12 protein-coding genes are annotated in these 22,673 nt (G+C 42.7%); 11 read left to right on the top strand and 1 reads right to left on the bottom strand.

Going from position 1 to position 22,673, the window contains the following annotated elements; all coding sequences use genetic code 11:
- The first annotated feature begins 102 nt into the window (after window positions 1–102).
- Both KQP79_RS04015 and KQP79_RS04010 read left to right on the top strand, forming a co-directional pair.
- Complete coding sequence (locus tag KQP79_RS04015) at window positions 103–2,859, top strand: outer membrane beta-barrel protein (protein WP_022199123.1); 2,757 nt, start codon at window positions 103–105, stop codon at window positions 2,857–2,859.
- A 52-nt stretch (window positions 2,860–2,911) separates the two neighbouring features.
- On the top strand, window positions 2,912–3,544 hold the full coding sequence (locus KQP79_RS04010) for an AAA family ATPase (protein ID WP_004299434.1): 633 nt from the start codon (window positions 2,912–2,914) through the stop codon (window positions 3,542–3,544).
- Window positions 3,545–3,634: 90 nt separating this feature from the next.
- On the opposite strand, the gene KQP79_RS04005 is transcribed toward KQP79_RS04010, so the two are convergent.
- Window positions 3,635–5,299, bottom strand: coding sequence for a putative transporter (locus tag KQP79_RS04005; protein WP_004312398.1), 1,665 nt, complete (start codon window positions 5,297–5,299; stop codon window positions 3,635–3,637).
- A gap of 269 nt (window positions 5,300–5,568) precedes the next feature.
- On the opposite strand from KQP79_RS04005, the gene mutA reads away from it, so the two are divergent.
- The 9 genes from mutA (at window position 5,569) to KQP79_RS03960 (ending at window position 22,241) form a co-directional block, all read left to right on the top strand.
- Window positions 5,569–7,470 (top strand): methylmalonyl-CoA mutase small subunit, encoded by a 1,902-nt coding sequence (mutA, locus tag KQP79_RS04000; RefSeq protein ID WP_004312399.1) that lies wholly within the window; start codon window positions 5,569–5,571, stop codon window positions 7,468–7,470.
- 1 nt (window position 7,471) lies between these two features.
- Window positions 7,472–9,619, top strand: coding sequence for a methylmalonyl-CoA mutase (gene scpA / locus KQP79_RS03995; RefSeq protein ID WP_004299440.1), 2,148 nt, complete (start codon window positions 7,472–7,474; stop codon window positions 9,617–9,619).
- A gap of 227 nt (window positions 9,620–9,846) precedes the next feature.
- Complete coding sequence (locus tag KQP79_RS03990) at window positions 9,847–10,467, top strand: RNA polymerase sigma-70 factor (RefSeq protein WP_004312400.1); 621 nt, start codon at window positions 9,847–9,849, stop codon at window positions 10,465–10,467.
- Window positions 10,468–10,586: 119 nt separating this feature from the next.
- A complete protein-coding gene (locus tag KQP79_RS03985) occupies window positions 10,587–11,570 on the top strand; it encodes a FecR family protein (protein ID WP_004299446.1) in 984 nt (327 codons plus the stop codon).
- Between the two features lie 32 nt (window positions 11,571–11,602).
- Entirely contained in the window at window positions 11,603–12,748 is a 1,146-nt protein-coding gene (locus KQP79_RS03980) for a hypothetical protein (protein ID WP_022199125.1), read from the top strand.
- Window positions 12,749–12,927: 179 nt separating this feature from the next.
- Window positions 12,928–16,449, top strand: coding sequence for a SusC/RagA family TonB-linked outer membrane protein (locus KQP79_RS03975; RefSeq protein WP_022199126.1), 3,522 nt, complete (start codon window positions 12,928–12,930; stop codon window positions 16,447–16,449).
- A 19-nt stretch (window positions 16,450–16,468) separates the two neighbouring features.
- Window positions 16,469–18,226: a RagB/SusD family nutrient uptake outer membrane protein gene (locus tag KQP79_RS03970; RefSeq protein ID WP_022199127.1), complete on the top strand. Its 1,758-nt coding sequence runs from the start codon at window positions 16,469–16,471 to the stop codon at window positions 18,224–18,226.
- 24 nt (window positions 18,227–18,250) lie between these two features.
- Complete coding sequence (locus KQP79_RS03965; protein WP_061448595.1) at window positions 18,251–19,810, top strand: endonuclease/exonuclease/phosphatase family protein; 1,560 nt, start codon at window positions 18,251–18,253, stop codon at window positions 19,808–19,810.
- Between the two features lie 256 nt (window positions 19,811–20,066).
- Window positions 20,067–22,241, top strand: a complete 2,175-nt coding sequence (locus tag KQP79_RS03960; protein WP_022199129.1) for a DNA topoisomerase 3 — start codon at window positions 20,067–20,069, stop codon at window positions 22,239–22,241.
- The last annotated feature ends 432 nt before the right edge of the window (window positions 22,242–22,673 follow it).

Below are 22,673 nucleotides of genomic sequence, written 5' to 3'. Positions count from 1 at the left end.
ATAAAAAATAACTCCGGGATTAACCGTTTTACGTAAAAGTTATTAACTTTGTCCCGATTTGTTTTAGATCAACATAAATATCAGACTTAACTACTATTGGATATGAACGCTTGTAAGTTAGTGGGATTGCTTTTGCTGCTACTTTGGGGACATACTGCTCTGTATGCTCAACAAGTGAGAACTGTGCGAGGAAGAGTGCAGACAGTGGAAGCCGGCAGTAATGAGAAGCGGGCATTACCATCTGCCAGCATTGTTATTTTGGCGAAAAGCGATTCTGCCTTTATCAAGGGAATAACAAGTGATAAGAATGGGCGTTTCATTCTTAATTATCAACCGCAGAAGAAAAAGAAATACCTGTTGAAGGTCTCTTTTATGGGAATGCAATCTGTATACCGGGCACTGGAAGACTCTGTATCGGTGAATATCGGTACAGTGGTATTGAAAGATGATGATATTCAGATTAGTGAAGTGACGATAACGGGAAAATTGCAGGAAGTAGTGATGGAGGGAGATACTACGGTTATCAATGCTGCCGCTTTTAAAACTCGTGAAGGAGCTTATCTGGAAGATTTAGTGAAGCGTGTTCCCGGATTGGTATATAATAAGAAAGATAATTCGTTGACATACAACGGACAGCCCATCAGTGAAATCAATGTAAATGGCGAAGCTTTTTTCTCCGGAGATAAAAAGACGGCACTCGAAAATCTTCCGGCAGACTTGATTAGTAAGTTGAAAGTATATGATAAGAAATCGAAAGAAGAGGAGTTCACCGGAATTAGTTCAGGAGAAAAGAAATATGTACTCGACTTGCAGACTAAGGATGAATTGAATAAAACCTGGCTGACAAATGCAACGGTAGGATACGGGAATAACCAGAAGAAGGATTTCGAGGGGCAAGTGAATTATTTTAGTAAAGACGGAGATAATCTTTCTTTTATCGCACAGTCTACCAACAGATACCAGAATAGTACGTACAAGGATAATATCAACAATTCGGTAGGAATGAATATGACTCATAAATTCGGTAAGAAATTCTCCCTGACCGGAAGTGTGAACTATAATCTGAACCGGAACGGAAATCTTTCTTCCATTTATCAGGAACAGTATTTACCGGCAGGTAATCAATACTCTGCGTCTACTAACGAAAGTAACTCTAAGGGGCGGTCGATTAGTTCTAACTTCATAGGAAGCTGGGAAGTAGATAAACGTACACGTATACATTTTACCGGTAATTTAGGAATCTCTCCTAATAGGAATGAAAACAGTAGCCAGAATGCATCCTTTGATGCTCCTCCCGGCATAAATCATGAGAGCTTGTTTGATGACTTTGAATCTATTCCCCGGGATATAAAAGTGAATCGTAGTGAGAACCGGTCGCGTTCGGAGAATCAGTCGAACCGTTATAGCTGGATGATGAGTATTATGAGACGTCTGAATGAAAAAGGTACAACGCTGGCATTGAATATCCTGAACTCGGATTCGTGGGGAGATAATGAAAGTTTTTCGCTTTCTAAAACTACTTATTTCCGTCTTGAAGATAAATTGGGAAATGATTCGGTGCTTTTTCGTAACCAGTATTTGAAGTCGCCTCAAAAAAATAATTCATGGAGAGTCGGGATTACCTTTGCCCAGCCTATTGGTAAGAAGATGCATTTCCGGGTAGCATATAACTGGGATACTAACTATGAGCGTGATAATCGTGATACGTATGAATTATCTTCTCTGACGAAGTCGGAAGTCTTTGGTGAACTACCTCCCGACTATGAAGCAGGGTATGTGGATAGTTTGAGTAATCGGAGTCATAGTCGTACGAATGGCCATAATCTGGATGTGGGGCTTAATTACTCTGATGATACCTGGATGTTTAATGCCTCATTAGGGATGACTCCGCAAAAACGTGCCATTGAACGGAAAATGGGAAAGCTCTATGCGGACACTACCATGCATACTATCGACTTTCAGCCTATGATATGGGTGAATTGGAAAAAGAAAGAGGCCCGGATCACTTTCAATTATAGCGGTAGAACCCGGCAACCCTCCTTATCAGATTTAATGCCGCTGACGGATAACAGTAATCCGTTGTATATCACCCGGGGAAATCCGGATTTGAAACAGATGTTTTCTCATAGTGTCCGTGTGAGCTTTCAACATTCAAAAAAAGGTATATCTGCGAATATCGGCGGGCAGATGGAACAGAACAGTGTGACGCAGGTAGTGCTATATGATGCAAAAACCGGCGGACGTGAGACATCTCCTATTAATATTAACGGAAACTGGAATGTATATGGAAGTGCCAACTGGTGGAAGCGTCTGGGACATTTTTCCTTGCGGTTGGATATGAACGGTAATCATAGCAATCGTGTCAGTATGATTAATGAAGACAAGAGCCTCGAACCGAAGAAAAGTACGACACGTGATACCGGATTGGGGTGTGACGCGAATGTATCTTATCAGCCCACCTGGGGAGGTATTGATTTCTCTACTTCCTGGAATTATCAGTATTCGCTTAATTCTATCAATGATAACGATACCTATACGCGTAATTATAGTTTTCGTCTTGAGGGGTACGTTGATCTTCCTTTTGGCTTGCAATTACGGACTGACGGAGCTTATTCTTTCCGTAATGGTACGAATATCCGTAAAGGCGAAGATGACCAGATGTTGTGGAATGCAAGTGCCAGCTGGCGGTTCTTGAAAAAGAAAGAAGCGGAACTGTCTGCTTATTGGGCGGATATTCTCGGGAAGAGGAAAAGTTTCGGCCGTACGACTTCTTCTGATGGTTTTTATGAGTTCCGTAACCAGGAAATAAAAGGATATTTCATAGTCACTTTCAAATATAACTTTCGTTTGATGATGTGATTTTTAGAAAAAAGTCGTATGTTTGCTACAGAACCATAAAACAAAATGTACTATGAGCGGTAATTATGTTATCAATATCGGCCGTCAGTTAGGTAGCGGCGGAAAAGAAATAGGAGAGAAGTTGGCAGCCCGTTTGGGAATCAACTTCTACGACAAGGAACTGATTAATCTGGCTTCGGAGGAAAGTGGATTGTGTAAGGAGTTTTTTGAAAAGGCTGATGAAAAAGCCTCGCAGGGTATTATTGGCGGACTGTTCGGTATGCGTTTCCCTTTTATCAGTGAGGGAGCTATGCCATGTAACAACTGCTTGAGCAATGATGCTTTGTTCAAAGTACAGAGTGATGTGATCCGTCATCTGGCAGCAGAAAGATCTTGTGTCTTTGTAGGACGTTGCGCAGATTATATTCTGCGAGAGCATCCTCGTTGTGCTAATGTTTTTATTTCAGCCTCTAAAGAAGATCGCATAGCGCGGTTGTGTGGCATGCATCATATTGATGCGGAAGCTGCAGAAGAAATGATCGAAAAAGCGGATAAGAGACGTTCGGAATACTATAATTATTATAGCTATAAAACGTGGGGAGCAGCAGCTACTTATCATTTGTGCATCGATTCTTCTTCTTTGGGAATTGAAGAGACAGTGCGGTTCATTGAAGAATTTGTAGTAAAGAAACTGCAGCTTGTATGACAGGATAGAAAAGCAGATTGAAAAAATAAATAAAGCCGGCGTATTCCATTTGGATATAGCCGGCTTTATTGTTTATATGCTAAACTTGATTTACATCATTGCTAATAATATCATCTGTCCCGTCAGAATACGGAGGAACATTGATAACGGATAAACTGTAGAGTATCCCACTGCCGGAGCATCTCCGGAGGTTGTTTGATTGGCATAAGCCAATGCCGGTGGGTCGGTATTACTACCGGCTATCAATCCCATCAGGGTGAAGTAGTTTACCTTATAATATAATCTTGCGATGGTGCCGATGATAAATAGCGGGATAACGGTGATAAGGAAACCGGAACCTACGTATAGTAATCCGTCTCCCTCGACTACCGTTTGCACGAAATTGGCACCGGCATCTATACCGACACTGGCAAGGAAGAGAACGATACCGATTTCACGAAGCATCAGGTTGGCACTCATGGTTGTATAAGTCACTAAATGCAGCTTATGACCGAAACGGCCGATAAGAATTGCCACTACCAGCGGTCCGCCTGCCAAACCTAATTTTAAAGGAGTCGGCATACCTGGGAATGCAATCGGAAGACTACCCAGAAGGATACCTAAGAAGATACCAACGAAGATCGTAACAATGTTCGGTGTATCCAAGCGTTTTAACTGATTACCCAGTACACCGGCAACACGTTCCACTGCATCTTGCTGTCCTACCACCATAACGCGGTCACCTACCTGAAGTATCAGATTCGGATCGGCAAACAGGTCCATACCGGAACGGTTGATACGAGTGACATTGACCCCATACATACTACGGAAGTGCATAGAACCTAATGTTTTACCATTGATTTCCGGTTTGGTAACCAGAATACGACGGGAAACCATTGGGAGGTCTTGTTTTTCCCAGTCGAGCTCCACTTCTTTTCCGATAAATACTACAATTGCAGGAGCGTCTTCTTCCGAGCAGACGATAAATAACTGGTCGCCTATATTAAACACTGTTTCATGGTCGGGAATACTTACATGACCATCATGGCGAATTCGGGAGCAAACGAACTTACGGCCCAGGAAATTCTTGATTTCAATCAGCGTTTTTCCACTAATTGATTCATTGCGAACTTCCAGGCTCATCATGTGAGGTTTGTGGTGTGAATCTCCACTTTGGATTTTCAGGCTTTCTTCTTCTTTCGCCATATTGACACGGAAGATGTAACGGATGGCAATGATAGAACCAATGATACCTACCACACCGAGGGGATAAGCACATGCATAACCGAGAGCAATCTGCGGACCGGTATAATGCAACTGATTCAGAGCCTCATTGGCAGCACCAAGTCCCGGAGTATTTGTCACTGCTCCGTAAAGGATACCTACCATCATCGGCAGTTCTACCCGGCCGTTCCAGAGGTAATAAAGCCCCAGTGCGACAGCAATATTTAACACTACGATGCCTACAGCCAACAGGTTTAATGTCATTCCTCCTTTTTTGAAAGAGGAGAAGAAAGATGGCCCCACCTGAAGACCGATACAGAATACGAACAAGATCAATCCGAATTCACGGATGAAATGTAGGATGTGTGTATCGGCTGTGAAGCCGAAATGTCCCATTAGGATGCCGGCAAACAAAACAAATGTGACGCCCAAAGAAACTCCGAATATCTTTATCTTACCAAGATACACGCCGGCAGCCACTACAAATGCGTAGAGGAGCACGATGTGAGCTACGGAGCTGGGGTCCCATAATAAACTTTGTAACCAATCCATAATATAGCAGTTTTTATAATGTTTTTCTAAAAACGAGTGCAAAATTACTCATAACATTGGAGCTAATCAAATAAAAGAAGAACTAAAAATGAAGAATTTCTATGCAGATTGTATGCACTTGACGAATCGGGGCGTCCTGTGCGAATTTTCCCTAAAAAAGAGATTCGTTTTAACTTATTGGTTATATTTGCAGGTCGAACGACTGACATTTAGAAAGAGATAGATAAAAATAAAGACAATATTAATCTTGTTTTAATTTTAAATAAACTATGGCAGACAAAAAAGAAAAACTCTTCTCAGACTTTTCTCCTGCCTCCACCGAACAATGGATGGAGAAGGTTACAGCCGATTTAAAAGGTGCTGATTTTGAGAAGAAGCTCGTTTGGAAAACAAACGAAGGGTTTAAAGTGAAACCTTTTTACCGGATGGAAGATCTGGAGGATTTAAAAACTACTGATGCACTTCCTGGAGAGTTCCCTTATTTAAGAGGAACTAAAAAAGACAACAATGCATGGTTGGTTCGTCAGGAAATTAGAGTAGAATGTCCGAAAGAAGCCAATGCGAAAGCACTGGATATCCTAAATAAGGGTGTTGACTCACTTTCTTTCCATGTGAAAGCAAAAGAACTTAATGCGGAATATATTGAAACACTGTTAAGTGATATTCAGGCAGAGTGTGTTGAACTGAATTTCTCAACCTGTCAGGGGCATGTGGTTGAGTTGGCTAATCTGCTGGTAGCTTATTTCCAGAAGAAAGATTATGATGTGAAGAAACTGAAAGGTTCTATCAACTATGATTTCTTCAACAAGATGCTGACTCGTGGCAAGGAGAAAGGTGATATGGTACAAACAGCCAAATCTTTGATTGAAGCCATTCAGCCGCTTCCTTTCTATCGTGTGCTGAATGTAAACGCTTTATCATTGAATAATGCAGGCGCTTATATTTCTCAGGAACTGGGTTATGCTCTGGCTTGGGGAAATGAATATATGGGTCAATTGACTGATGCCGGTATTCCTGCTGCCATAGTAGCTAAGAAAATCAAATTTAATTTTGGTATCAGTTCCAATTATTTCCTTGAAATAGCGAAATTCCGTGCGGCACGTTTGCTTTGGGCAAATATTGTAGCTTCTTACAATCCTGAATGTGTGCGTGATTGCGAGAATAAAGGTCCTAACGGAGAATGTCGTTGCGCAGCAAAAATGGCGGTTCATGCCGAAACTTCTACTTTCAATCTTACTTTGTTTGATGCACATGTAAATCTGCTTCGTACACAGACTGAAGCCATGAGTGCTGCATTAGGAGGCGTAGACTCTATGACGGTAACTCCGTTTGATAAGACTTATGAGACTCCGGACGAGTTCTCAGAACGCCTGGCTCGTAACCAACAACTGCTGCTGAAAGAAGAATCTCATTTTGATAAAGTGATCGACCCTGCTGCCGGTTCTTATTATATCGAGAATCTGACTGTGGCTATTGCAAAACAGGCTTGGGAACTCTTCCTTGCTGTAGAAGAAGCAGGTGGCTTCTATGCGGCATTGAAAGCAGGAACTGTTCAGGCTGCTGTGAATGAGAGCAACAAAGCTCGTCATAAAGCAGTTGCACAGCGTCGTGAAGTGCTGTTGGGTACCAACCAATTCCCGAACTTCAATGAAAAGGCTGGCAATAAGCAACCTGTTGAAGGTAAGTGTTGTTGCGGAGGTGACTCTCATACTTGCGAAAAAGAGGTGGATACTCTGGTGTTCGATCGTGCTGCCAGTCAGTTTGAAGCATTGCGTCTCGAAACAGAAGCATCAGGCAAACGTCCGAAAGCGTTCATGTTAACCATCGGAAATTTGGCAATGCGTCAGGCACGTGCTCAATATTCTTGTAACTTCCTGGCTTGTGCCGGTTATGAAGTAATTGATAATCTGGGATTTGAGACAGTAGAAGCAGGAGTAGAGGCAGCTATGGCTGCAAAAGCTGATATTGTTGTTATCTGTTCCAGCGATGATGAATATGCTGAATATGCAATTCCTGCTTTCAAAGCACTGAATGGTCGTGCTATGTTTATCGTTGCCGGTGCTCCGGCTTGTATGGACGACCTGAAAGCTGCAGGTATCGAAAACTTCATCCATGTTCGTGTCAATGTATTGGATACCTTGAAAGAGTTTAACGCTAAACTATTGAAGTAAGATGAGAAAAGATTTTAAAAACATCGATATATATGCCGCATTTCAGCCGACTAATGGTGCTGAATGGCAAAAGGCTAACGGTATCTCCGCTGACTGGAAAACACCGGAACACATTGAAGTGAAGCCTGTTTATACAAAAGAAGACCTCGAAGGAATGGAACACCTTGGCTATGCTGCCGGACTTCCTCCTTATCTGCGCGGTCCGTATTCAGTAATGTACACTCTTCGTCCCTGGACCATCCGCCAGTATGCCGGATTTTCTACCGCCGAAGAATCAAATGCATTTTATCGCCGTAATTTGGCTGCCGGTCAGAAAGGTTTGTCAGTGGCATTCGACTTAGCTACTCACCGCGGTTATGACCCCGATCACGAACGTGTAGTGGGTGACGTAGGTAAAGCCGGTGTATCTATCTGTTCATTGGAAAATATGAAAGTGCTGTTCGATGGTATCCCATTGAACAAGATGTCTGTGTCTATGACAATGAATGGAGCTGTACTTCCGATTATGGCATTCTATATCAATGCCGGTCTGGAACAAGGTGCTAAACTCGAAGAAATGGCCGGTACTATCCAGAATGATATTCTGAAAGAATTCATGGTGCGTAATACTTATATTTATCCGCCTGCATTCTCTATGAAGATTATTTCTGATATTTTCGAATACACTTCGCAGAAGATGCCTAAGTTCAACTCTATCTCTATCTCCGGTTATCACATGCAGGAAGCAGGCGCAACCGCGGATATCGAGTTAGCTTATACATTGGCCGATGGTTTGGAATATCTTCGTGCAGGAACGGCAGCAGGCATTGATATTGATGCATTTGCACCGCGTCTGTCTTTCTTCTGGGCGATTGGAACCAATCACTTTATGGAAATAGCCAAGATGCGTGCTGCACGTATGTTGTGGGCAAAGATTGTGAAACAATTCAATCCGAAGAACCCGAAATCACTGGCGTTGCGTACTCACTCGCAGACTTCCGGCTGGTCACTGACCGAACAGGATCCGTTCAATAACGTAGGACGTACCTGTATTGAGGCTATGGCTGCAGCTTTGGGGCATACTCAATCTTTGCATACCAATGCATTGGATGAGGCTATTGCTCTTCCAACAGATTTTTCTGCACGTATTGCACGTAATACACAGATTTACATTCAGGAAGAAACTTACATCTGCAAGAACGTTGACCCATGGGGTGGTTCTTACTATGTAGAATCTCTGACGAACGAACTGGCACACAAGGCTTGGGAGCATATTCAGGAAATTGAAAAACTGGGTGGTATGGCGAAAGCTATCGAAACAGGTATTCCAAAGATGCGTATCGAAGAAGCTGCTGCACGTACACAGGCTCGTATCGACAGTGGTCAGCAGACAATTGTCGGTGTGAACAAGTATCGTCTGGAAAAAGAAGCTCCGATTGATATTCTTGAAATTGATAATACAGCCGTTCGTCTTGAACAGATTGAAAACCTGAAACGTTTGAAAGATGGACGTAATCAGGCTGAAGTGGACAAAGCATTGGCAGCAATTACCGAATGTGTGAAGACTGGCAAGGGTAACTTGTTGGAATTGGCTGTGGAAGCAGCTCGTGTTCGCGCAACATTGGGTGAAATTTCTTATGCTTGCGAACAGATAGTAGGACGTTATAAAGCAATAATTAGAACGATATCAGGCGTGTATTCATCAGAAAGTAAAAACGATAGCGACTTCAAACGTGCTTGTGAACTGGCCGAGAAGTTCGCGAAGAAAGAGGGGCGTCAACCTCGTATCATGGTTGCAAAGATGGGACAGGACGGTCACGACCGTGGTGCTAAAGTCGTAGCAACCGGTTATGCTGACTGTGGCTTCGATGTGGATATGGGACCGTTGTTCCAGACTCCGGCGGAAGCTGCTCGCGAGGCTGTTGAAAACGACGTTCATGTAGTAGGTGTTTCTTCACTGGCTGCCGGACATAAGACATTGGTTCCGCAAATTATTGAAGAACTGAAGAAACTGGGTCGCGAAGACATTGTAGTGATTGCCGGTGGTGTTATTCCTGCACAAGATTACGATTTCTTGTATAAGGCAGGTGTAGCTGCTATCTTCGGTCCGGGTACTCCGGTAGCGAAAGCTGCTTGTCAGATTCTGGAAATCCTAATGGATGAAGAATAAGGAAAACTTTCTTATTGACAGATTGTATATGCAATAAGTGGGAAACCATGAATTAATAGAAAAAAGGGTCAGTTACTGACCCTTTTTTTGTATCCTATTATTGAAAACTTCCTTTTTGGCGTTTTATAAAAAAGTACCTCAAATTTGATTTATTGAAAAAATATTCATAATATTGTCATCACTTTGTTAACTGTTGACCCGTACCTTTGCGCATAAATTTCTAAACTATGGTAGATTTCATGGATGATAAACAATTATTGGGAGAGCTGAAAAGAGGCAATAATGCAGCTTTTGAGTTTCTGTTCAAGAGTTATTATCCTCGTTTGCGAGGGTATGCTATTCGTTTTATAGAAGATGAAGAAACGGTTCGTGATATTATTCAAGAGTGTTTCTTACGATTTTGGGAACGTCGCGAAATGTTATCTGCCTTCTCACTTACTTCTCTTCTTTTTTCTATGGTCCGCAATGGATGTCTAAATTATCTGAAGCATCGCTCGATTGTTGAAAAGTACCGGGTGGAGTACCTGGCAAAGGTGGATGGGGAAGAAAGACTCTACTATGCAGACTTTATGCAGGATGCAGAACATAAATTATTATACAAGGAATTGCAGGAGCAGATTGCCCTTGTGCTTAATCAGTTGCCGGACAGGTCGCGTGAGATTTTTTTGTTAAGCCGTTTCAGGGGATTGAAGAACAGAGAAATCGCAGAAAAACTACAAATATCTACCACAGCAGTCGAAAAGCATATAGCAAGGGCTTTGCAATATTTCTCCCGGCATTTCAGCGAACGCTATCCGGTGGATCTGTATATAGTGATATTGGCATGGCTGATGATGGAGCAGAAATAATCAATGCACTCTTCGATTATATAAAGAATAAGAAGCAGGAAAGTTTTTTTCTGCTTTTTTTGTTTCAGAGGTTGGGTAAAAGAAATATGGGTTGTTACATCTTATAGAAAGTGAATATAATGAAGCAAGAAGAAAATATCCGTGAATTGGCTATTCAGTATTTTGAAGGACGCATATCAAGAGCTGACGAAAAGAATCTGTTCGAATATATCGAACAGGTGGAAGGTGGCTATGGCAGGTTCCGTCAATGGGAGAGAGAATGGATGAATCACCGGAATACCGATTCGGAGACAGATGCCGAATGGGAAGCTTTGAAGCATAAGATGTATACGCAGGAAGCGATTGTCCCGTTATTGAAAAAGTCGAAACCTGGTATATGGAAGATAGCCCGTATCGCTGCCGTTATAGCATTGATTGTCGGTACTACGTTGGGTATTCAACAGGCTATTTACTTGTTTACGCCAAAGACTTTTTTTGTTTGCGAAGCTCCGTTGGGGGATAAGAGTAAGATACAGCTTTCGGATGGTACAGTTGTATGGCTGAATGCAGGTTCCGTATTAAGATATTCGAATCATTTTAATACAGCCGACCGGGTGGTGGAGCTGGAAGGAGAGGGGTATTTTGAGGTGACTAAACAGAATGGAAAGCAATTTACAGTAAAGACGCATGAATATGATGTGGTGGTAAAAGGTACGAAATTTAATGTATCTGCCTATTCAGACGATTCGTATATAACAACCACCTTGCTGGAAGGAGCAGTAGAGTTGAATTATAAAGAAGATCAGATACGGATGTCTCCGGGAGAATCTATTTCTTTGGATTTGGTAACAAGACAGTTGAAAGGAAAGAAAGTAAATGCACGTCAGGCAATGGCGTGGGCGGAAGACAGGATTGAATATGATGACATTACGTTAGGAGAGATGGTGAAGAAGCTTTCACGTCAGTACGATGTGCATATTCAGTTAGAGTCGGAGAAATTGGGCGATATGAAGTTCCGTGTTTCGTTGCGTAATAAAGAGACAATCGTAGATGTAATGGATGCACTGAAAGAAATCATACCTATCAAAGTAGAATATAAGGAAAAGGATATATATATAAGATAAGAACTCAATGTTTAATTGTAAAGAAATCAAGTATGAATATTACTCAAATAGGCAGATTTGGGATGCTGTTGATGATGGCATCTGTTGCAATCTCGTGTTCTGACCCTAATCCTTTGGACTCATACACTCGTGTTCCGTTCGAAAAAACGGAAACGGATGACGGAAATAGTGATGGTGACGGAGACGGTGCCGGCGGTTTGTTCGAGAAAGGAAACGGAACGGACAGCAAACCTTATATGATAATGAATGCTACGCAGATCAGAAATATGCGTAGTGTGTTGAAATCGGGAATGAAAGTTTATTTCCAGTTAGGTGCTGATATTGATATGGCAGGCATTGATGACTGGCAGTCGTTGAATGGTTCCGGTGATTTTCCTTATGAAATAGATTTTGACGGAGACAGCCATGTCATTAAGAACTTCAAATGTTCTGCCGGTGATTATCCAAGTTTCTTCGGAGTATTGTGCGGTGATTGTCGTAATGTGGGCTTTGTGAATGCTTCTGTATCATCTGCTCGGCAGGGGATTGGAATTATTACCGGTTATCTCGGACTTAAAGATAAAGGTAACGGAAATAAGACAGGAAGAATTGTGAACTGCTATACGACCGGCGAAGTAATCGGTTCTGGTGCGGCAGGTGGAATAGCCGGTGTATTGGCAAATAGCTATGATGGGCAAGAAAGTTATATAAAGAACTGTTATTCAAATGCAACGGTCAGCGATCAGGCGGCAAGTGGCGGAAAAGCAGGCGGTATTGCCGGACGGAAAGTAGGTGTCGGCGGATTTATTGAGAACTGCTATGCATACGGAGCAGTCAGTGCAACTAAAGGAGGCGTAGGCGGTATTTTGGGACAAATCGACAAAAGTTGTGACATTGCTATCAAGAACAGCGCAGCATGGAGTAACTTGACCGGAGTGGATGCTTCGTCAACCGTAGGACGCATTGTTGGGGTCTCTGCTTCATTAGGCAGTTATGAGAATTGTTACGCCTGCGAAAGTATTGTACTCAAAGTGAATGAAAAAACGATTACCGCATCAGACGAATCATCAGCCACGGGAACAACTTTTCACGGAGTGGCGAAGTCAGCGGAAGAACTGGGGAATATCATCGTAGCCTGGAATCCGAATCTTTGGAAAAAAGGAACGAACGGTTATCCGATATTCCAGTGGTCTGAATAAATAAAGCCAGTCGATACAAAAAAGCAGAAATAATCTGCTTTTTTGCTTTTATAGGGGTTGGGCAGATGAATGATGAGTTGTTTTATCTTATAGAAGCGATTCAGAGAAATACTACAATCGAATATATATATCCTTAAATATAAATCACTTTAAATTGTAACAACTTAATTGATAAAATTATGAATGACCGAAGAAACTCATTTTTTAGACTGTTTCTCCTGATTCTGTTGTGTTTGGGCGTCCAGTCACTACGGGCGCAGACAGTTACAAAGGTCTTTAAAAATGAGCCGCTGAAGGCGGTATTGAAAGAAGTTGAGCGGCAGACGAAGTACTCCATTATCTATAAAACGGACGAGGTTAATGAAAACAAGAAGATAACGGCTTCCTTTCAGCAGGCAACTGTTAATAATGTGCTTGCTACTGTTTTGGATAAGGATGTAGAGTATAAACTACAAAACCGGATGATTATCATCACAAAGAAAACAGAACGTAATACTACTGCCGTCCCATCGCAGCCTTTACATCGGGTTAAGGGGAAAGTGGTCGATGTGAACGGTGACCCGGTAATCGGTGCCAGTGTACAGGTGATGGGACAGTCTATGGGAACGATCACGAATTTGGATGGTGAATTTACATTATCTTCGGTTCCGGCCAATGCCCTAGTCGTTGTGTCCTATATTGGATTTGAGAAGAAAGAAATTAAAGTCTCCGACTTGCAGAAATCTTCGAGAGTAATACTCCGGGAGGATACGGCTACGCTGGAAGAAGTGGTGGTGGTAGGCTACGGTACTCAAAAGAAAATAAACCTGACGGGAGCTGTTGCAGTAGTAGACAGTAAAGCGATGGAAGACAGACCCGTGCCGAGAGCCTCACAGATGTTGCAAGGGACTGTGCCCAATATGAATGTAACTTTTGGGTCTGGGTATCCGGGAGCTTCGGCAACTATCAATATCCGTGGTGTGAATTCTATCAGTGGCAATGCATCGCCATTAGTGCTGATTGACGGAATAGAAGGGGATATCGACCGCTTGAATCCGAATGACATCGCTTCCATTTCCGTATTAAAAGATGCATCTTCGGCCGCTATTTACGGGGCTCGTGCTTCTTATGGTGTTATCCTCGTGACTACCAAGGAAGGCTCCGCCCGCAAGACTACCGTTTCGTATGATGGAAGATATTCATGGAGCAATCAGACGACTTCTACTGATTTTGAAACCAGGGGATATTATTCGGCAGGCATCAACGACTTGTTTTATACCAATTATAACGGAAAGCCTTATACCAACTATACGGAAGAAGACTACCGCCAGCTTTGGTTGCGCCGGAATGATAAAACGGAGAATCCCGAACGTCCCTGGGTAGTTACCGACCAACGTGACGGAAGAGATACATACGTCTATTACGGTAACTTCGACTGGTATAATTATCTTTATCGTAAAAACAGACCGATGTGGGAGCACAATATCAGTGTCAGTGGGGGAAATGAAAAGTTGAACTATTATTTATCAGGAAATACAGTTGACCAAACGGGTATCTTCAGACAGAATCCTGATAAATACAAGGTGTATAATTTCAGAAGTAAAATCTCGGCAAAGATCACTCCACGACTGACAATCAGCAATAACACGAAGTACCATTATAATAGTTACTCTTATCCGGGATTATCGGGTATTAATAACAACTTCAATACTGCGGTGAATCATGCACTGGCGAGCTTTGTACCCATTAATCCGGATGGCAGTGCGGTGTATCTGACTTCGTTGAGCAATTCTGCTGTTTTGGATGGCATGGGAGCTATCCTTGCTTATGGAAAACATAAGAATGAAGACCAGCGATATGAGTTTTCCACGACTTTCGAAGCAAGTTTCAATGTAATGAAGAACCTGAATGTCCGTGCAAACTACAGCTACCTGCACTATAACTATCAGACCATGAACAGAACAGTAAATGTACCATATTCCAAATATCCGGGTGAGATATCCTATCTGACTACCGGAAGCGGTGTGAATCAGTTGAAGGAAACACAGACCAATCATTGGTATCAGGCTTTCAATGTTTATGGTGATTATATGCTGGATATTGCCGACCATCAGATAAAAATCATGGCAGGTTACAATTATGAAACCAAGCGTCTGAAAGATATCAAAGTCTCCCGCCAGGGTTTGCTCTCCGATGACTTGAATGACTTAAATCTGGCAGTCGGAGATGCGATGACTATGTCCGGCGGACAGAATGAATATGCGCTTTTGGGAGCATTTTATCGTCTTAATTACTCCTATAAAGGAGGTCGTTACCTATTTGAGACAAGCGGACGTTATGACGGAAGTTCACGTTTCAGAAGCGGACACCGTTTCGGTTTCTTCCCCTCGGCTTCCGTAGGATGGAGAATCAGTGAAGAACCGTTTTTCGGGAATTTAAAGAAGAATATTGATAATGTGAAATTGCGTCTCTCATACGGTTCGTTAGGAAATCAGCAGGTAGGATATTACGATTATATCCAAACCATTAATACCAACGGTACAATGAATTATATCTTTGGCGATCAGAAGAAAGGCTCTTATGCAAGTGTCTCCGACCCGAATTCCGCCGACCTGACCTGGGAAACCGTTTCGACTTGGAACGTAGGACTGGATCTCGGATTCCTGAACAACCGCCTGAACCTGACTGCCGATGCCTATGTTCGTGATACTAAAGGTATGCAAACTTCCGGCAAAAAGCTTCCCGGTGCTTATGGAGCCAACGAGCCCAAGCAAAATGCAGCCAACTTGCGTACCAAAGGCTGGGAATTGATGCTGACTTGGAATGATGCTTTCAAACTGGCAAACAAACCTTTCCGTTATAACCTGTCCGTAGGCTTGGCAGATAATACATCGGAAATAACCAAATTCGATAATCCTTCCAAGATATTGAGTGATTATTATGTAGGTCAGAAATTGGGAGATATCTGGGGATATGTAGTAGACGGACTTTTCAGGACAGACGAAGAAGCGGCAAACTATAACGTCGACCAAACAGCAGTCAACTTCGTTATCAATACAGCGCAGGTGAATCCGGGACTTCACGCCGGTGATATGAAATTTGTTGATTTGGACGGCGACCATACAATATCTTCCGGCTCGAACACGGCAGATGATCCGGGCGACCGCAAAATAATCGGAAACTCATTGCCGCGCTATACATACAGTATTCAAGGTGGTTTCGACTGGTATGGATTCGACTTCTCCATCTATCTTCAGGGAGTAGGACATCAAGACTGGTATCCGGGTACTAATTCTGTATTCTTTTGGGGACCATACGCTCGTCCGTATTCATCGTTCATTCCACGCGATTTCTTGAGCCAGGTATGGAGCCCGGAAAATCCCGATGCTTATTTCCCACGTCCGATAGGGTATCTTGCCCTCGGCAATAACCGTTCTTTGGGAGTGGTGAACGACCGTTATTTGCAGAATCTGGCTTATTGCAGAGTGAAGAATATCACAGTAGGCTATACGATTCCCGCCGTATGGACGAAGAAGGTAAAGATAGAACGCCTGCATATCTATTTCAGTGGTGAGAATCTGTTTACCTTCTCTCCGCTAAAGAGCGACTACATTGATCCGGAACAAGCATCGGCAGAAAATTCCATCCAATCGGCAAATGGTAACGCAAAGTTGTATCCCTGGTCAAAGACCTATTCTTTTGGAGTGAACGTAACTTTTTAAACTAACTAATATTTGAATTATGAAACCTGTTTATATAGTATCTTGGTTGTTCGCGTTGGCGATATCTTTCGTGTCTTGCGACGATTGGTTGGATAAGACACCCAAAGACCGCCTGTATCCGGATGTATATTTCAAGACTGAAGATGAGTTGCGATTATTTACGAATCAGTTTTATAACAATCTGGTTCCGTCCGCTGTCGATATTTATTCCGAGTCGTCCGATTTGATTGTCAAGTCCGACTTGATGCTCGAAATGTCCGGACAGCGCATCATACCCGATGAAGGAAACGGTTGGAATTTTACGGCACTTCGCGATATTAATTTCTATCTGCAGTATTCCCATAACTGCACGGAAGTGAATGCCCGTAACCGTTACGATGGTGTTGCCCGTTTTTTCAGAGCTTATTTCTACTTTGAGAAGGTGAAGAGATATGGCGATATTCCCTGGTATGACAAAGCACTCGACTCGGATGATCCCGAATTGTATAAAGCCCGGGACTCACGTGAATTTGTCATGCAGAAAATGCTGGAGGACCTGGATTTTGCGATAGCCAATCTTCCGAAAACGAAGAATGCGTATGTACTGACCCGGTGGACGGCATTGGCACTGAAATCCCGTGTCTGCCTGTTTGAGGGTACTTTCCGCAAATATCATGGACTGGAGGATTGTGAAAAATACCTGAATGCTTGTGTCTCGGCTTCTGAAACCTTTATGAACGAAAGCGGATATACACTCTATAAATCGGGCAGCACACCTTACAGGGATTTATTCGCTTCCATAAATCTACAAGCGGATGAAGTGATTTTCGGGCGTGACTATGAAGCTTCTCTTTCTGTGCTTCATAATGTGCAGAATTATGAGAACTCCACCACAATGGGACGTCCGGGAATGAACAAGAAGATTGTGAATTCTTATCTGATGGCGGACGGAAGCCGTTTCACGGATAAAGCCGGTTATGAAACGATGACATTCGATCAGGAATGTCAGAATCGGGATCCACGACTGGCACAAACCATTCGTACCCCTGGATATACGAGAATCGGAAGTACAAAGAAAGAAGCCCCGAACCTGGCTTATACTATGACCGGATATCACCTGATAAAATATTCGATGACGGCTAACTACGATGAATATAATAAATCGTGCAACGATATTCCCCTGTTCCGCACGGCAGAGGTGTATCTGAATTTTGCAGAAGCAAAAGCCGAACTAGGCACTTTGAAGCAAGCCGACATCAATAAATCTATTAAATTACTTAGAGACAGGGTAGGAATGACTAATCTGGATATGGAACTGGCAAATTCAAAACCCGACCCGTATTTGATGAGTGCCGCCACAGGTTATCCGAATGTGAAAGGAGCCAATCAGGGAGTAATCCTTGAAATCCGTCGCGAACGAACCATCGAACTGGCAATGGAGGGTTTCCGTTATTACGACATCATGCGTTGGAAAGAAGGTAAACTATTTGAGAACGATCTGCTGGGAATCTATGTTCCCGGGCCCGGAACTTACGATTTAGATAAAGACGGTACGGATGATGTCTGTTTCTACGTAGGAACAAAACCTGCCGGAAATGTACCTTTATATTTAGAGATCGGCGAGCAGATTCGCTTGTCGAATGGCGAAAGTGGTTATATCATCTGTCATAGTCTGATTACCAAGAAATGGAATGAAGACAGAGATTATTTGTACCCTGTTCCTATCAGCGAACGTACTTTGTCCAATGGTGTGATAACACAGAATCCCGGTTGGAATGACGGATTGAACTTTAATTAATTAGATTCAGAAATATAAATTCTTATGAAAAATATGATTTCTTATATATGTCTTTTGGCAACCGTGTTTGCCAACTTGTCCTGTGCCGACGACATGGACAACTCTAAATTCGATAATATGATACCTTACGGTAAACAGGAAGTTTCCTATACTTATCCGAAAGGGGAGGGGAACCTTAGAGTGTTGACCTTTAATATAAGGCATTGTGCCGGTAACGATGACGTGATTAATTATGACAGGACAGCCGCTGTTATCAACGGAATGGAACCCGATGTCGTTTGCCTGCAGGAAGTGGACTACATGACTACCCGCAGTAATAAAGTCGACCAACTGAAAACCTTGGCGGATAAAACAGGCATGAATTACTATTTTAGTAAGTCAATCGCTTACCAGGGTGGTGAATACGGTAATGGCCTTTTGTTCAAAGGGACGCCGATCAGCACGAAGACTTATCCCCTTCCCGGTGCCGAACTCCGTTCTGCTGCCATAGCCGAATTTGAGAACTATGTAGTTATCTCCACCCACTTGGCTTTGGAAGAGAATAATAGAGTTGAATCTGCAAAACAGCTCACAGACCTTGCCAAAACATATAATAAAGTGGTTTATATGGCTGGTGACTTTAACGAGGACTTGATGAATGGCACATTCTTTACGGAACTGAAGAAAGAATGGGAGGTTGTCAGTTCTACAGAAAACACTTTTCCTACCGGACAGGCTACCAAACGGATTGATTTTGTCGTTACTTTGAAAACTCCACCTACCACTGTGGTAAAATCGAATGTAATATACAACCTGGATGGTGTCAACGTAGCAATAACTTCCGACCATTATCCACTTTATTGTGATTTTAAGAAGCCGACCGGACTTGAAGAATATCCGAAGGCAGAAGGTGACCTGCGCATAGGTAACTATTTCCTGACCTATTGTAAAGGTACAGATGGCGTGATTGATTACGACCGGACAGGACGTATTATCGCCAAAATGAATGCGGATATTGTCTGCTTGCAGGGACTGGATAAGGAGACGGAACGTTCGGAAGGTATCGACCAGTTGAACGTACTGGCACAGAAAGCAAATATGTATGATTACTTTGCTAAAGCCATTGATTATAAAGGCGGTGAATTCGGTGTTGGTATACTGACAAAAGAAGAACCTGTAAGTGTAGACAGATACCAAATGGCGGGAAAGAGCGAGATGCGTGCAGCCATGGTAGTGGAATATGAAAAGTTTGTAGTAGCCAGTACCAACTTCGATACGGATATGGCAAAGCGTATAGAGGCCCTTCAAACGTTAGAAACGAAACTGTCTGCCTATAATAAACCTGCATTCTTGTTAGGATACTTCAATGAGGGCGACTTGGAAAGCGAATTTTTCCAAATGGTGAAGAGTAACTGGAATCTTCTTAGTGCCGATAAGTCTACCGAAGTCAGTGGTAAGAAACGTCGCCTTGACTTTATCGTGTCTTTGAAGAGTCACAACGTAAATGTGACACAGGCTGATGTGATAGAAAGTCTGTCGGGAGTAGATGTGACCGTTGCTTCTACACATTATCCTCTTTTTTGTGATTTCTCCGGTTTAAAATAGAAACGTTATAGAGAGGCTGCACAGAGCTATGCACATATCGTGTGTAGAACTGTGCAGCTTCATTATATAGCTTATCAAACATCAAATGGAGTGGTATAAAAAAGGAGAAAGCGGTACATCTTGAAAACTATTCAGTTGAAGTTATCATTCTTTCTCCGATCTATGCCTTTATGGACTTTTTTCTCTCTTCATGCGGTCAATGAGAAATAATCGTGTAACTTTGTAAGCTGTTAGTGTAAAAACAAGAAGAGAAAAAATGATAGTTTGCATAGCCGAAAAGCCATCAGTAGCACGCGATATAGCCGAAGTACTCGGCGCTCATACCAGAAAAGAAGGATATATAGAAGGAAACGGATACCAGGTGACCTGGACATTCGGGCATCTTTGTACCCTGAAAGAGCCGCATGAATACACGCCTAACTGGAAATCATGGAATTTAGGTAGCCTGCCAATGATTCCTCCACGTTTCGGCATCAAGTTGATAGAGAATCCTACCTACGAAAAACAATTCCACATTATCGAGGGACTGATGCAGAACGCAGATGAAATCATCAACTGCGGTGATGCCGGGCAAGAGGGAGAATTGATTCAGCGTTGGGTGATGCAGAAAGCAGGTGCACGCTGTCCGGTGAAACGTCTGTGGATTTCTTCATTGACAGAAGAAGCTATCCGGGAAGGGTTTGCGAAGCTGAAAGATCAGACAGATTTTCAGTCACTCTATGAAGCCGGACTTTCTCGTGCGATGGGTGACTGGCTATTAGGGATGAACGCCACCCGTCTTTACACCATTAAATACGGTCAAAATAAACAGGTACTCTCTATCGGTCGTGTACAGACACCGACTCTGGCACTGATTGTCAACCGTCAGTTGGAAATAGCTAATTTCGAACCCAAGCAATACTGGGAACTGAAAACCAACTATCGGGATACCACTTTTTCCGCACTTATCCGCAAAAGTGATGAAGAAATTGCTGCGGAAGAAGAAAAGAACGGTGGAAAAAAGAAAATAGATAATCCGGGTATCGACCCTATTGCTAACCGGGAAGAAGGCGAGGCATTGGTAGAACGCATAAAGGATCTTCCGTTTGTAGTCACTAGTGTTGGCAAGAAAGATGGGAGAGAGTTTGCCCCACGTTTGTTCGACTTGACTTCTCTTCAGGTAGAATGTAATAAGAAATTCGCTTATTCGGCTGATGAAACGCTGAAACTGATTCAGTCTCTTTATGAGAAGAAGGTAGCTACCTATCCGCGTGTTGATACTACTTTCTTGAGTGATGATATTTACCCGAAATGTCCCGCTATCCTGAAAGGACTCCGTGATTACGAAGTCTTGACGGCTCCGTTAGCCGGCACTACACTTCCTAAATCGAAAAAGGTATTTGACAACTCGAAGGTGACGGATCACCACGCCATTATCCCCACCGGAGTCTATGCTCAAAACCTGACGGATATGGAACGTCGTGTCTATGACTTGATAGCCCGTCGTTTTATAGCCGTATTCTATCCGGACTGTAAGATTTCTACTACTACCGTCATGGGCGAAGTGGATAAGATAGAATTCCGGGTAACCGGAAAACAAATCCTGGAACCGGGATGGCGTGTCGTGTTTGCAAAGGACGTAAAAGATCCTACTGAAGAAAAAGAGGAAGAGGATGAAAATGTACTCCCTACCTTTGTGAAGGGTGAAAGTGGTCCTCACATTCCCGACTTGAACGAGAAATGGACACAGCCGCCCAGACCTTATACCGAAGCAACACTGCTCCGTGCAATGGAAACAGCCGGAAAACTGGTGGATAATGATGAACTTCGTGATGCCTTGAAGGAGAATGGTATCGGCCGGCCGTCTACCCGTGCTGCCATCATTGAAACACTGTTCAAACGAAATTATATCCGTAAGGAGAGAAAGAACCTGATTGCCACCCCGACAGGAGTGGAGTTGGTGCAGCTCATTCACGAAGAATTATTGAAATCGGCGGAACTGACAGGTATTTGGGAAAAGAAGCTTCGCGAAATTGAAAAGAAGACATACGATGCCCGCCAGTTTCTCGAAGAACTGAAACAGATGGTTTCGGAAATAGTGATGAGTGTACTTTCTGATAATACAAACCGACGCATTACTATTCAGGATGCAGTAGCTGCAAAAGCCGAAGAGAAAGCAAAGAAAGAGCCTAAAAAGCGTGAACGAAAACCAAGTACACCGAAAGAAAAGAAACCAAAAACAGAAAAAGCGGCAAGTGAAGTGAGTTCTAATTCGGCACCTTCTCCGGCTCCGGTTACTACTCCTGCTTCAATTCCTTCTGCTACAGGTGATGTAGATACGTTTGTAGGTCAGCCATGTCCGCTTTGTGGTAAGGGAATTATTATTAAAGGAAAAACCGCTTACGGATGTTCGGAATGGAGAAATGGATGTACTTTCCGGAAAAATTTCTAATAGAAAAGGGATAAGATAATTGGAAGTAAAAAGTCCGTCATATCACGAAGAGAGTGAGAGATGGAGGTGCTGCAATTAGCAGGTTAGATTTAATCTGCATGATATGAATGCGGTCTCTTTATTATGCTGTACTGAGATAAATTAAGTGCGTTTGCATTCCAGGCAAATTTCCTATCTTACTATTGCTTTTTACTGATTTATTTTGTATCTTTAGTGATTTTCATCCTTTCAGAGATAGATGGTCACCTTATAAAGTGACATTAGTCATTCTATAAGGTGACCATTGTCCCGTTGTAACGTGACGACTACTCGAGTGCATAAAAGATTCTTAGTTTCTGCATAGAAAATCTTAAATCTATGCACTGAATAATCTTAGATACAATAAAGGTTATGGAGATATTATTTGATGGAAGTAGAATATCTTACTCCATT

It is taken from the genome of Bacteroides sp. DH3716P (genome assembly GCF_025914115.1).
Taxonomy (GTDB): domain Bacteria; phylum Bacteroidota; class Bacteroidia; order Bacteroidales; family Bacteroidaceae; genus Bacteroides; species Bacteroides ovatus.
This window is presented reverse-complemented; position numbering and strand designations above follow the sequence as displayed.